11 protein-coding genes are annotated in these 13559 nt (G+C 66.1%); 7 read left to right on the forward strand and 4 right to left on the reverse strand.

What is annotated here, in order from left to right:
- The first annotated feature begins 1 nt into the window (after window position 1).
- The 4 genes from BKY59_RS05595 (at window position 2) to BKY59_RS05610 (ending at window position 5676) form a co-directional block, all read left to right on the forward strand.
- Complete coding sequence (locus BKY59_RS05595) at window positions 2-1279, forward strand: hypothetical protein (RefSeq protein ID WP_076069745.1); 1278 nt, start codon at window positions 2-4, stop codon at window positions 1277-1279.
- Window positions 1276-1896 (forward strand): HdaA/DnaA family protein, encoded by a 621-nt coding sequence (locus tag BKY59_RS05600; RefSeq protein WP_076069308.1) that lies wholly within the window; start codon window positions 1276-1278, stop codon window positions 1894-1896. Before BKY59_RS05595 ends, BKY59_RS05600 begins: the two co-directional genes overlap by 4 nt.
- A gap of 10 nt (window positions 1897-1906) precedes the next feature.
- A complete protein-coding gene (locus BKY59_RS05605) occupies window positions 1907-4084 on the forward strand; it encodes an RNA degradosome polyphosphate kinase (protein WP_083671895.1) in 2178 nt (725 codons plus the stop codon).
- A gap of 95 nt (window positions 4085-4179) precedes the next feature.
- Entirely contained in the window at window positions 4180-5676 is a 1497-nt protein-coding gene (locus tag BKY59_RS05610) for a Ppx/GppA family phosphatase (RefSeq protein ID WP_076069311.1), read from the forward strand.
- 175 nt (window positions 5677-5851) lie between these two features.
- On the opposite strand, the gene BKY59_RS05615 is transcribed toward BKY59_RS05610, so the two are convergent.
- The 3 genes from BKY59_RS05615 to BKY59_RS05625 form a co-directional block, all read right to left on the reverse strand.
- A complete protein-coding gene (locus BKY59_RS05615; RefSeq protein WP_076069314.1) occupies window positions 5852-7639 on the reverse strand; it encodes a cation:proton antiporter domain-containing protein in 1788 nt (595 codons plus the stop codon).
- A gap of 68 nt (window positions 7640-7707) precedes the next feature.
- A complete protein-coding gene (locus tag BKY59_RS05620; protein WP_076069316.1) occupies window positions 7708-9315 on the reverse strand; it encodes a bifunctional GNAT family N-acetyltransferase/carbon-nitrogen hydrolase family protein in 1608 nt (535 codons plus the stop codon).
- Between the two features lie 52 nt (window positions 9316-9367).
- A complete protein-coding gene (locus BKY59_RS05625) occupies window positions 9368-10588 on the reverse strand; it encodes an NADP-dependent isocitrate dehydrogenase (RefSeq protein WP_076069319.1) in 1221 nt (406 codons plus the stop codon).
- Between the two features lie 158 nt (window positions 10589-10746).
- Here BKY59_RS05625 and BKY59_RS05630 point away from each other — a divergent pair, with 158 nt between their 5' ends.
- On the forward strand, window positions 10747-11481 hold the full coding sequence (locus BKY59_RS05630; RefSeq protein WP_076069322.1) for a phosphatidylserine decarboxylase: 735 nt from the start codon (window positions 10747-10749) through the stop codon (window positions 11479-11481).
- 5 nt (window positions 11482-11486) lie between these two features.
- On the forward strand, window positions 11487-12275 hold the full coding sequence (locus BKY59_RS05635; protein ID WP_076069753.1) for a CDP-alcohol phosphatidyltransferase family protein: 789 nt from the start codon (window positions 11487-11489) through the stop codon (window positions 12273-12275).
- Here the strand turns inward: BKY59_RS05635 and BKY59_RS17245 are convergent.
- A complete protein-coding gene (locus BKY59_RS17245; protein WP_129586212.1) occupies window positions 12247-12465 on the reverse strand; it encodes a hypothetical protein in 219 nt (72 codons plus the stop codon). The genes BKY59_RS05635 and BKY59_RS17245 overlap by 29 nt on opposite strands.
- Before the next feature lie 237 nt (window positions 12466-12702).
- Here BKY59_RS17245 and rpsB point away from each other — a divergent pair, with 237 nt between their 5' ends.
- The gene (rpsB, locus tag BKY59_RS05640; RefSeq protein ID WP_076069325.1) at window positions 12703-13461 is read left to right on the forward strand and encodes a 30S ribosomal protein S2; all 759 of its coding nucleotides are present in this window, start codon (window positions 12703-12705) and stop codon (window positions 13459-13461) included.
- The last annotated feature ends 98 nt before the right edge of the window (window positions 13462-13559 follow it).

Genomic DNA, 13559 nt, shown 5'->3' on the forward strand with positions numbered 1-13559 from the left:
CGTGGCCCGACTTCTGACCCCTTCGCGCATCCTGATCGCGCTTTCCGGTGCCGCCGCGCTCGTCGCCGGCGGCATGGCGGTCAGCCAGATCGAACCGGGTGACCGCGGTGTCGCCCCCATCGACAGCACGTCCAGCTACGAGATCGGCGGCGTGACCGTGGACGTTTCGGGCAAGGATGCCGATGCCGCGCGCACCGGCGGCTGGCGCGAGGCGCAGCGCAAAGGCTGGCGCATGCTCTACGCGCGCGTGCACAATGTCCCGTTCGCCGCGGCGCCACGGTTGCCCGATTCGACGCTCGATTCGATCGTGGCGGGGATCGTGGTCGAAGACGAACAGATCAGCGCGAGGCGCTATATCGGTCGGCTGGGCGTGCTGTTCGATCGCGGGCGGGCGGGGGCGTTGCTGGGCGTGGGCGGTCAGGTACGGCGGTCAGCCCCGATGCTCACCATTCCGGTAATGTGGTCCGGCGGCGCGGCGCAGAGTTTCGAACTGCGGACGCAGTGGCAGCAGGCCTGGGCGCGGTTCCGCACCGGCGGCAGTCTGATCGACTATGTCCGCCCCGTCGGCACCGGGGCCGATCCACTCCTGATGAACATGGCGCAGGCCCGTCGGCCGGGGCGCGCGTGGTGGCGGATGCTGCTCGACCAATATGGCGCGTCGGACGTGCTGGTACCGGAAGTCTCGATCAAGCGCAGCTATCCCGGTGGCCCCGTGCTGGCGACGTTCACCGCGCGGCACGGCCCCGATGGCACGGTGATCGAGCGGTTCGTACTGCGTGCCGAAACATCCGCCGCGATCCCCCGCCTGCTGGACGAAGGCGTCCGGCGGATCGACATGGCCTATGCCGACGCGTTGCGGTCGGGCGGGCTGTATCCCGATGCCATGCTGGTCGAGGATCCGGTCCCGATCGATCCGCTCGACCTGGCCGGCGCGGACCCCGATGCCGCGGTCGTCGCGCCCGGCGACGTCGCAAGCAGCAGTTTCTCGCTGGACGTCGACACACCCGACGCGGCAGCGCTGGCCCGCGCGGAACAGGCGATCCGCGCGATCCCCGGCGTGCGGTCGCTCAGCACGCCCAGCCTTGCGCTCGGCGGTGTCTCGGTGATCCGGGTGCTGTTTCAGGGGGATGCCGCCGCGCTGTCGATCGCGCTGCGCGCGCGCGGCATCCGGGCGGAGGAGACCGGCGACAACCGTTTCCGCCTGCGTCCGCCGGCCGCGACCGCACCGCCGGCCGCGGCTCCGGCCGAAACCGTGCCCGAACCCGGCACGCCGGCGTGAACCAGATCGCGCTGCCGCTTCTGTGGCCGGCGGACGCGGCAGCCGGGGATTTCATCCTGTCCCCCACCAATGCGGATGCGGTCCGGCATCTGGAACGGCTGGCGCTCTGGCCCGTCATGGCGACGGTGCTGGTCGGGCCGCGCAAGTCGGGACGCAGCCTGCTTGGCCGGATCTTCGCGGCGCAGAGCGGCGGCACGTTGATCGACGCGGCCGATCGTCAGCCGGAAGAAGACCTGTTCCACGCCTGGAACCGGGCGCAGTCCGAACGGCAGCCCCTGCTGATGATCGCGGACCATGCGCCGCCGGTCTGGTCCGCCACGCTGCCCGACCTGCGCTCGCGCCTTGCGGCGACGCCGGTCGTCCGGCTCGAACATCCGGACGACGCGCTGGCCACCGCGCTGCTCGACAAGGAACTGGGCGCACGCGGGCTGGCGGTGCCGTCGGCGGTGGCCGCCTATGTCCTCGCGCGAATTGATCGCAGCCACGTCGCCATCGCGCGGATCGTCGACGCGCTCGATACCGCCGCACTCGTCCGGCAACGCGGGTTGACCGTGCCGCTGGCCCGCGACGCGCTGGTCGCATGCGGATTCATCGACGCGTCATCCGATGTCGGGTAGGAGGGAAGCCATGGAACCGACCGCAGCACCCCTTGCCCCCGCAACCGATCCGGCCGCCCCGATCACGCTTCGCGAACGCTATTTCAATCGCGAACTCAGCTGGCTCGCGTTCAACCAGCGCGTGCTGGACGAGGCCTGCAACGAAGCGCATCCGCTGCTCGAACGGCTGCGTTTCCTCTCGATTTCCGGCAACAACCTCGATGAATTCTTCATGGTCCGCGTCGCGGGGCTGAAGGGTCAGTTGTTGCAGGACGTCGATACGCGGTCGCCGGACGGGCTGACCGTGGCGCAGCAACTGGCCGCCATCACCGAGGAGGCCGACCGCCTGATGGATGCGCAGCAGCGTGTCTGGTCCTCGATCCGCGGGGCCTTGTCCAAGGCCGGCATCGACGTGCTCGACCTGGGCCAGATCCGCGACGACGAGACCGCGTGGCTGGAACGCTTCTTCCGCGAACAGGTGTTCGCCGTGCTGACGCCGCAGGCGCTGGACCCCGCGCATCCGTTCCCGTTCATCCCCAACAAGGGGTTCAGCCTGATCTTCGATCTACGCCGGTTGTCGGACGACGAGCCGATTCGCGAACTGCTGATGGTGCCGGCGCGGCTGCCCAGTTTCGTGCGGCTGCCCGATCTGGCGGGCGAGGAGGGCGTCGTGCCGCGCGCGCGCTATGTCGCGATCGAAACCGTTATCCGCCGTTTCACCAATATTCTGTTCCCCGGATACGAAGTGCAGGGGGATGGCGCGTTCCGCATTATCCGAGACAGCGATATCGAGCTGGAGGAGGAAGCCGAGGATCTCGTCCGCTACTTCCGCTCCGCCATCAAGCGGCGCCGCAAGGGTCGCGTGATCCTGCTGGTGATGGAAGTCGGCATGCCGGAAAATCTGGAGAAGCTGATCAAGGAAGAGATTGGCGGCGCCGACGCGATCATCACCGACACCGGCCGTTTCCTTGGCATCGCCGACTTGGAACAGCTGGTCGAGGAGGACCGGCCGGACCTGAAATTCCCGTTGTTCAACCCGCGTTTCCCGGAACGCATCCGCGAACATGGCGGCGATTGCTTTGCGGCGATCCGGTCGAAGGACATCGTCGTCCATCACCCATATGAATCGTTCGACGTCGTGCTCGCCTTCCTGAAACAGGCGGCGCAGGATCCGGACGTCGTCGCGATCAAGCAGACGCTGTACCGCGCGGGCAAGCAGTCCGCCGTCATCCGCGCGCTGGTCGATGCGGCGGAGGCGGGCAAGTCGGTCACCGCGGTGGTCGAACTGAAGGCGCGGTTCGACGAAGAGCAGAACCTGATGTGGGCAAGCCAGCTGGAGCGCGCCGGCGTCCAGGTGGTGTACGGCTTCATCGACTGGAAGACGCACGCCAAGGTTTCCATGGTTGTCCGTCGCGAAAACGGCACCTACCGCACCTACTGCCATTTTGGCACGGGCAATTATCACCCGGTAACCGCGAAGATCTATACTGATCTCAGCTTCTTCACGGCCGATCCGCGGGCGGGGCGCGATGCGGCGCGACTGTTCAACTACATCACCGGCTATGTCGAACCGCACGACATGGAACTGCTCACTATATCGCCGATCGGGATGCGGGAACGGCTGGCCGAACTGATCGATACCGAGATCGATATCGCGCGGGGCGGGGGCGAGGGCGCGATCTGGATCAAGATGAACTCGCTCGTCGATCCGGCGATCATCGAGAAACTATATCGGGCATCCGCGGCCGGCGTGCAGATCAATTGCATCATCCGCGGCATCTGCTGCCTGCGGCCAGGGGTGCCGGGTCTGAGCGACAATATCCGCGTGCGGTCTATCGTCGGGCGGTTCCTGGAACATAGCCGCATCATGTGTTTCGGCAATGGTGCCGCACTGCCGAACCGCAATGCGAAGGTCTATATCTCGTCCGCCGACTGGATGCCGCGCAACTTCGACAGGCGCGTCGAATATCTGCTGCCGATCGAAAACCCGACCGTGCATGCGCAGATCCTGGAACAGGTCATGGTCGCAAACCTGATCGACGACGAACAGAGCTGGCAACTGTTGCCCGACGGCAGCTACGATCGGGTCCATAACGCCCGCCGGCATTTCAACCTGCACCGGTATTTTATGACCAACCCGTCGCTGTCCGGCCGCGGTGAGGCCCGCAGCGGCGCGGTACCGAAACTGAGTCTGAAACGCGGTGCCTGAGATCGTTACCAGCCTTGTCCGACAGGTGGGTCGGCCGGGCGGGTCCGGTCGGACAAGGCTTCCACCCCGCGGCCATCTCCGCTAACCCCCAGCGCATGGCCTTACCGATTTTCCGCCGCCGGGACGAGGTCGTCGTCCCGACGGGCCGTATCGGCATCATCGACATCGGATCCAATTCGATCCGGCTGGTCGTCTATGATGCGCCGACCCGCACCCCCGTCATATTGTTCAACGAAAAGGTAATGGCCGGGCTGGGCAAGGGGCTCGCCAAGGATGGTGCGCTGGCCGAGGACGGCATCGCCCGCGGCATGACGGCGCTGACCCGTTTCGCCGCTCTCGCGCGGCAGATGCAGGTAAAGACGTTGCGCACCGTGGCGACCGCTGCCGTTCGTGATGCCCGCAACGGCGCGCTGTTCCTGGCGCGCATCGAGGGGCTGGGCCTCAAGGTCGAGCTGTTGTCCGGCGACCAGGAGGCGACGATGGCCGGCATGGGCGTGCTGGCCGGCATACCGGGGGCGGACGGCATCGTGGGCGACCTGGGTGGTGGCAGCCTGGAACTGATCCGCGTTCACGGCGGTGCGGTGCACGAGAAGCTGTCGCTGCCGCTCGGCGTCCTCCGGCTCGGCGCGATCCGCGCGCGGGGGCCGGGCGCGTTGCAGCGGACCGTCGCCGCCGGACTGGACGCCGCCGGGTGGACCGACATTCCCGCCGGACTGCCACTCTATCTGGTGGGCGGATCGTGGCGCGCGCTGGCCCGGCTCGACATGTATCTGGAGGATTGGCCACTGCCGATCATCCATCATTACCGCATGCCGGCGGACCGTGCGGCGCGGCTCGTCCGCGTGCTGGCGCAGATCGATCGGAAACGGTTGCGCGAAGTGATCGGACTGTCCGCATCGCGCGCACCGACGCTGCCCGATGCGGCGGCGCTGCTTAGCATCGTGGTGCGTCAGTTGCAGACCAGTTCGCTGATCGCCTCGGCTTACGGCCTGCGCGAAGGGCTGCTCCACGATTCGCTCTCGGTCGAAGAGCGGCGGCAGGATCCGCTCGTCACGGCGGCGCGGGAGGAAGGTGTCCGGCAGGGGCGCTTTCCCGAACATGGCGATCTGCTCGATCGCTGGATCGCGCCGCTGTTCCCGGACGAGGGGGCCGACGACGCCCGCCTGCGCCATGCGGCCTGCCTGCTGGCCGATGTCGGTTGGCGCGCGCATCCCGAATTTCGCGCGGCACGCGGCCTCGACACTGCGTTGCACGGTAATTGGGTGGGCATCGACGCGCGCGGCCGGGCCATCATGGCACGCGCGCTCTACACCAGTTTCGGCGGCACGTTGCCTGTCCCCCTGCTGGACCGGCTGTTCACGCCGGAGGACAAGGCGATGGCGGACCGGTGGGGCCATGCGATGCGACTGGGACAGCGCCTGTCCGGCGGCGTCGCCGGCCCGCTGGAGGGAAGCCACGTCACGCTAGGCACCGAAACGGTCACGCTGACGCTACCCAGCGAGTGCCGCGAGTTGTCGGGCGAGTCGGTGGAACGGCGAATGAAGGCGCTGGCTGCCGCGCTTGATCGGCGGGCGGAGCTGGTGGTCGGGTAAGGCACGATAATTCAAGATAAATTCGCACCCAATTCGTTTGGTTCGAGCCTGTCGAGAACTCAGCGCAGGGTTCTCGACAGGCTCGAACCAAACGAACTGGGAGAGCGGATAACTCCGAGGCCGTCACGCGGTCGCTACACGGCAGAAACGCGCGGGCGGGATCGCGAAATATTGCTCATTCCACGACCGGATCGGCCACCGGATCGCTCAGCCGGCGGCGCTGGATCGGCGGCTCATGGTCGACCGCGCCCATTTCCATGATCTTGGTGCGCAGTTCGGCGCGCTTGGTATGGATCGATGCGATCACCGGCCCCATCGCGACGCCGAGGTCGACCAGCACCGCCTCCGACAGTTGCAGCGAACTTTCGAGTGTTTCGGGCACCGCGTCGGTCACGCCGGCGCGGTAGAGTTCGGCGGCATGGTTCGGGTCCCGTGCGCGCGCCACGATCGTCAATTCCGGGTGCAGCAGGCGCACCTTGCGCGTGATGCGCACGAGTTGGACCGGATCGTCCATCGTCAGGACCAGCGCCTTGGCGGTTTCCAGCTGGAGCCGTTCGATCATGCCGGGACGCGCGATATCGCCGAACTGCGCATGGTATCCGCGGCTGCGCGCATGGGCGACCGCATCGACGTCCGCCTCGATCGCGACATAAGGCTGGGCGTGCGCGTCGAGCATCTGCGCCACCAGCCGGCCGACCCGGCCGCAGCCTACGATCACGGTACGGGCGCCATCGGCGGGCGGTTCGGGAAAGTCGGTCTTGGCTGCGCGTTCCGCCCGCTTCGACAGGTCGCTGCCGACCCGCGCCAGCAACGGCGTGATGGTGAGGCCGAGCGCGGTGACGATCTGCCAGAAGGAGGCGGTCGACGGCTGGATCAGCTGCGCCTGGGCCGCGGTCGCCAGCACGATCAGCGTGGTTTCGGACGGGGACGCCATCAACAGACCAACCTCCGCCGCCATGCCGCGCCGCGCGCCGCGCAGCCGGAGCAGGACGGCGGTCACGACCGTCTTGGCGATCACCACGCCCGCTACCGCGGTGGCGAGCGGTACCCAGCTCCCCGCGATCAGCCGGAGGTCGAGCGACATGCCGACCGTGATGAGGAACACCCCCAGCGCAAGGCCACGGAACGGCGCGGTCATCGCCTCTACTTCGGTATGGTAATCGGTCTCCGCGATCAGGATGCCGGCGAGCAACGCCCCGACGATCGGCGACAGGCCGGCGGCGGTCGTCGCCACACTGGCCAGGATCACGACGAGCAGGCTTGCCGCCAGGAACAGCTCGGGGCTCTTCGTGCGGGCGGCCTGCGCGAACAGGCGGGGCAGCAGCAGCCGACCGAGCACCATCATGCCCGCCACGGTCGCCGCGCCAATGACAAGCGTGCGGACCAGCCCGTCCCACCCGCCGTCCGCCGCCATCGGTGCCAGCGCACCGAGCAGGAAGATGATCGGGACGAGCGCCAGATCCTCGAACAGCAGCATCGCAAACGCCGCCTTGCCGACCGCGCTACGCATGCCTGCGATCGGCAGCACGAGCGCGGTGGACGATAGCGCAAGAGCGAGGCCAAGACCCATCGCGCCCGCCGGTTCCTGCCCGATCAGGAACAGCGCACCGCCGATGAGGCCGGCGGAGACAACCAGTTCCGCTGCGCCCAGCCCGAAGACATCGACCCGCATCGACCAGAGCCGCCGGAACGACAATTCCAGGCCGATTGAAAACAGCAGCAGGACGATACCGAATTCCGCGAACGGTTCGATCGCGTGCGGGTTGGATATGGTGATGTGGTAGAGCCACGGAAACCGACTGGACAACGCGCCGAGCCCGGCCGGCCCGACAAGCATGCCGACGAGGATGAACCCGATGACCGGATTGACCCGCGCGCGCGCGAAGGCGGGGATCACCAGACCCGCCGCCCCGAGGATTACCAGAGCATCGCTGAACGCGTCGGATTCGATCGGGAGTGCCATCGTCCGACCATTCGTTATCCGACGTGCGGTGTCACCCTTTTACCGCACCGTGCGGCCTGAAAACCCGGTCAGCCGCCGCCGGGCGCGCGCGTGCCCATCGGCCGGCTGTCGACCTTCGGCTGTTCCCCGTGCGGACGGTTGCTCCAGTCGATCGCGTACAGGTCGAATCGACGGTCGGCCAGGTTCCGAACGGTGCCCTCGGCCCGCGCCCAGGTCAGGTCGGCCAGGTTCACGTCGGCGATCGTCAGCGTTTCGACATTCTCCGTCGATTCGGCGGCGATGCCGTCCCGCGCGAAGGGAAAATCGCACGGCGTCAGGATCGCCGACTGGGCGTATTGGATGTCCATATTGTCGACGTTCGGCAGGTTGCCGACATTGCCGGACATCACGACGAAACACTGGTTTTCGATCGCGCGGGCTTGCGAACAGTAGCGGACCCGCAGATAGCCCTGCCGGCTGTCGGTGCAGAACGGCACGAAGATGATGCGCGCGCCACCGTCTGCCAGCCGCCGCGCCAGTTCCGGAAACTCGCTGTCGTAACAGATCAGCACGCCGATCGGGCCGCAATCGGTCTGGATCGTATCGAGCGAGTCGCCGCCCCTGATCTTCCACCAGTAGCGTTCGTTGGGCGTGGGGTGGATCTTCTCCTGACCATGCACCGATCCGTCGCGCAGGCAGACATAGGCGATGTTCTGGATGTCGCCATCCTCGGCGCGGGTCGGATGCGATCCGCCGATGATGTTGACGTTATACTCCAGCGCCATTCGGCTGAGTTCGGCGATCAACGGTTGGGTATGTTCGGTCAGCCGGTCGATCGCCTCCATCGGCGAGAGTTCGCGCTTCTCGAACGACAGCAGCGCGAGCGTGAACAGCTCGGGGAACACGACGAAATCCGCCTTGTAGTCGGACGAGATGTCCACGAAATATTCCACGTTGCGGATGAATTCCGCAAAGTCGGCGACCGGCTTCGCCTGGAACTGGACCGTCGCCAGCCGCACGCTCTCGATCCCGCGCGGCACGCGGAACTCGGGCGCCTCGTTCGGATCAACATAGGGATTGCGCCAGATCATGAGTGCGGCCGCACCGCCGGACTGCTTGTCCTCCGGCAAGTAGCGCGGCAGTATACCGGCCGGTTCGAACCCGTTGGCGAGCTGGAACCCGATCACCGGATCGCGCAGCGTGCCGTCCTTGATCCCGGCGAGATAGCCCTCCGGCCCGTTGACCCGGTCGCGTATGCGGCGATAGCCGGGCAAGCGACCGCCGAACGCAATGCCGCGCAGCTCCAGCCGTTCGGCAAGCGCGCGACGCGAGTCGTACAACCGCTTCCCGATCCGCAGGCCGCGACGGTCGGGGTCGACGCACATCTCGAACCCGTACAGCCAGTCGCCGGTGGGATCGTGGCGCGAGCCGAAGCCGTTGCCCGAAATCTGTTCCCAGTCGTGCGGCGACATGACGACCGTTTCGTCCAGCCGCGACGAGGCGCAATAGCCGACCACCGCGTCGTCATAGACGGCGACGAACTGTCCCTCGGGAAAATTGTTCATCTGCCCGCGGATCTGGCCGTCGGAATAAGTGCCCATCCGCGGATAGACCTTCTCGATCAGCGTCATGATCGCGGTGGCGTCGGCCGGCAGCGCGTTGCGCACCTCCAGCCGTGCCCGTGTACTTTTCGACATTCAGTCCCCCGTTCGTTCGTCGAAAGAACGAGGGACCCGAATGCGCGTTCCGTCAAGCGGCCTCGGTCATTGCCTTGTCGAGGTTCTGGACGATCGCTTCGAAGAACTGCTCGGTGGTCATCCACGGCTGTTCCGGCCCGATCAGGATGGCCAGGTCCTTGGTCATCGCGCCCTGCTCGACCGTTTCGACGCAGACCCGCTCGAGCGTCTCGGCGAACTGCGTCACTTCCGGCGTGCCGTCGAACTGGCCGCGGAACTTCAGGCCGCCGGTCCACGCGAAGATCGACGCGATCGGGTTGGTCGACGTCGCCTTGCCCTTCTCGTGCATGCGGAAATGGCGCGTGACGGTGCCGTGCGCGGCTTCCGCCTCGACCGTCTTGCCGTCGGGCGACAGCAAGACCGACGTCATGAGGCCGAGCGAGCCGAAGCCCTGTGCGACCTGATCCGACTGCACGTCGCCGTCATAGTTCTTGCAGGCCCAGACGAACTTGCCGCTCCACTTGAGCGCGGAGGCGACCATGTCGTCGATCAGGCGATGCTCGTAGACGATATTGGCGGCGCGGAACTTGTCGGCGAACTCGGCGGCGAACACCTCGGCGAACAGATCCTTGAAGCGGCCGTCATAGGCCTTGAGGATCGTGTTCTTGGTGGACAGGTACAGCGGCCAGCCGCGCTGCAGCGCATAGTTCATCGAGGCGCGCGCGAAATCGCGGATCGAATCGTCGAGATTGTACATGCCCATCGCGACGCCGGCGGACGGGTAATTGAACACTTCTTCCTCGATCCGCTGGCCGTCTTCGCCTTCCCAGATCATCTTCAGCTTGCCGGGGCCGGGCACCTTGAAATCGGTCGCGCGGTACTGGTCGCCGAATGCGTGGCGGCCGACGACGATCGGGTCGGTCCAACCGGGAATCAGGCGGGGCACGTTCTTGATGACGATCGGTTCACGGAAGACGACGCCGCCCAGGATGTTGCGGATCGTGCCGTTGGGCGACTTCCACATCTTCTTCAGGCCGAACTCCTCGACGCGCTGCTCGTCCGGGGTGATCGTCGCGCACTTCACGCCGACGCCGTACTGCTGGATGGCGTGCGCGCTCTCTACCGTGACGCGGTCGTCGGTGGCGTCGCGATGCTCCATGCTGAGGTCGTAATATTTCAGGTCGATGTCGAGATATGGCAGGATCAGCCGTTCACGGATCCAGGCCCAGATGATGCGGGTCATCTCGTCGCCGTCCATCTCGACGACGGGGGTCTTTACCTTGATCTTGGCCATGCTGGTCCGCCTTGTTCCGGGGAAGGAAAGTCGTTGTCCGACTATGGGGATCGCTTACGGGACCGCGCGGCCCGGATCAACCGGGGGTAGGGCCGGAATGGGGCGGGGGACGAAGCGTCATCATTGTCAGGCGGGCCGACGCTGCTAGGATGGCAGGCATGACATCTCTCGAAAAGCCGGACGTCGGCACTACCACGATCAAATGGCGCTTTCCCTCGGTTCATCCGGATGGACGCAAGTTCGTGCTCATATCCGCGACCATCACCGTCCTGCTGCTGTTCTTTGTCTGGGACGAGCTGGGGTTCATTTTCGTTGGCGTCACGATGTGGGTGGCGGCGTTCTTCCGTGACCCGATCCGCACCGCACCGCGGGGGGAGGGGCTGGTGATCGCGCCGGCCGACGGCCTCATCACGATGATCGTCACCGTGCCGCCGCCCCGCGAACTCGAAGGGCCGGACGGGCTGGGCTGCCTGCCAATGACGCGCGTCTCGATCTTCATGAGCGTGTTCGACGTTCACATAAACCGATCGCCGATCTCAGGCACCATCCGCCGCGTGGTCTATATCTCCGGCAAGTTCTTGAACGCCGATCTGGACAAGGCGAGCGAGGATAACGAGCGCCAGCACATCCTGGTCGAGGGCGCGGACGGCACCCGGATCGGCTTTACCCAGATTGCGGGCCTGGTCGCGCGGCGGATCGTACCGTTCGTCAAGACCGGCGATATCGTGGCGCAGGCGCAGCGCGTCGGCCTGATCCGCTTTGGCAGCCGCGTGGACGTGTATCTGCCCTCCGGCACGCAGCCGCGTGTCGCCTTGGGGCAACGTACGCTGGCCGGCGAAACGGTGCTGGCCCGGATCGGCGAAACCGTAGCCGTGACTGGAATTGCACAGTGAGGCCGATCCGCCGTGTCGGGCAGAAGGACCGTCCGCGGCGTGGCATCCCGCTGCGTGCGGTGGCGCCCAATGCGGTCACCGCGCTGGCGCTCTGCTTCGGCCTGTCTGGCGTGCGCTTCGCGATCTCGGCGGCCGGTGGCGCCGCCGGGGACTGGGAGAAGGCGCTGCTGTCTATCCTGTTCGCGGGCGTCCTCGATGGTCTCGACGGGCGGATCGCCCGCATGCTGAAGGGCGAAAGCCGGTTCGGTGCGGAACTCGACTCGCTTTCCGACGTGATCGCCTTCGGGGTTTCACCCGCGATCGTGATCTATCTCTGGTCGCTGCAGGCGATGCCGCAGTTCGGCTGGACCTTCGCGCTGGCCCACGCGGTATGCTGTGCGCTGCGGCTCGCGCGGTTCAACGCCGCGATCGACGTGAAGGAGCAACCGCACAAGTCCGCAGGCTTCCTGACCGGCATACCGGCACCCGCGGCGGCCGGTCTCGCCTTCCTGCCCATCTATCTCTGGTTGTGGACGGGCCTCGGCATTTTCCGCGAATGGTATGTCGTCGCACCTTGGACCGCAGCAGTCGCGTTCCTGATGGTGTCTGATATCGCGACGTTCAGCTGGGGGGCACTGCGCCTTCGCCATGGCGTCCGCTTCGGGGCGCTGGTCGCGGTGGCGGTGCTGGCCGGTGCCCTGATCAGCGCGCCCTGGGCGACGCTGACTGTCGCCAGCCTGGCCTATATTGCTGCGATACCGTTCGGCATCACGGCCTATCGCAAGGTCAGGCGACTGCGCGAAGGGGCGGCATGACCCGGCGGGCGGTCGACACATAACGGACGCGAACCCGAGCCACGCCGGGCGCGGTCGTAACCACCGGCGCTGCGTTCAACCCAAGCGCAGTACCGATCGCATCGCGTGCATTGAGCAGGATCGCGACGAGGCCACAACCAGTGGTAAAAAACAGAACCGAGAAAAACACGAAACCGATGATATGAAGCACGGGAGCCTCCCTGGCCGCAGTCCCGATTATCCACGCCGGCCTGCCGAAGTGTAACGGGGATGGTTTATGTGGGTTCCGTATGTTCCCTTTCTGTTCTTAGATCAAGCCTTGATTTGTGCTGCGAACGCGGCTAACCGCGCCATATTCCCCATGCAGGGCGTCATAAACCGGTGCTGTGGACGTATGATGCGTCCCGGTCACTGCCCTGCAGAGGTATAACCGGAAGGAGACTATCCTATGGCGGTACCCACCGTCTCGATGCATGACCTGCTCGACGCAGGCGCACATTTTGGCCACCAGACGCACCGCTGGAACCCCAAGATGAAGCCCTACATCTTCGGCGATCGCAACGGCATCCACATTCTCGATCTGTCGCAGACCGTGCCGCTGATGGCGCGCGCGCTCGACTTCATCGGCCAGACCGTCTCGCACGGCGGCAAGGTTCTGTTCGTCGGCACCAAGCGCCAGGCGCAGGAGCCGATCGCAGAGGCCGCTCGCCGTTCGGGCCAGCACTATGTCAACCATCGCTGGCTGGGCGGCATGCTCACCAACTGGAAGACCATTTCCGGTTCGATCAAGCGCTTCAAGTCGCTTGAGGAGCAGCTGTCGGGCGACACGCACGGCCTGACCAAGAAGGAAGTGCTGCAGCTGACGCGCGAGCGCGACAAGTTCGAGCTTTCGCTCGGCGGCATCCGCGACATGGGTGGCATTCCGGACGTGATGTTCGTGATCGATGCGAACAAGGAAGAACTGGCGATCAAGGAAGCCAACACGTTGGGTATTCCCGTCGTGGCAATTCTGGACTCGAACGTCAGCCCCGACGGCATCGCGTTCCCGATCCCGGCGAACGACGACGCCGCCCGCGCGCTGCGCTTGTACTGCGATGCGATCGCGACCGCCGCGACGCAGGGCAACCAGGGTGGCCGTGCCGCCCGTGGCGAAGATCTCGGTGCCATGATGGAGCCGCCGGTCGAGGAAGCATTGGCGACCGCCTGATCGCTCGTTCGTGCCCCCGCGCGGGGGGTCCAGTCCCGATCTGTCGAACTGGACCCCCGCCTGCGCGGGGGTACGCATATGTGCAACATGGCGCTGCC

The organism is Sphingomonas montana (genome assembly GCF_001956315.1).
Classification (GTDB): domain Bacteria; phylum Pseudomonadota; class Alphaproteobacteria; order Sphingomonadales; family Sphingomonadaceae; genus Sphingomonas_R; species Sphingomonas_R montana.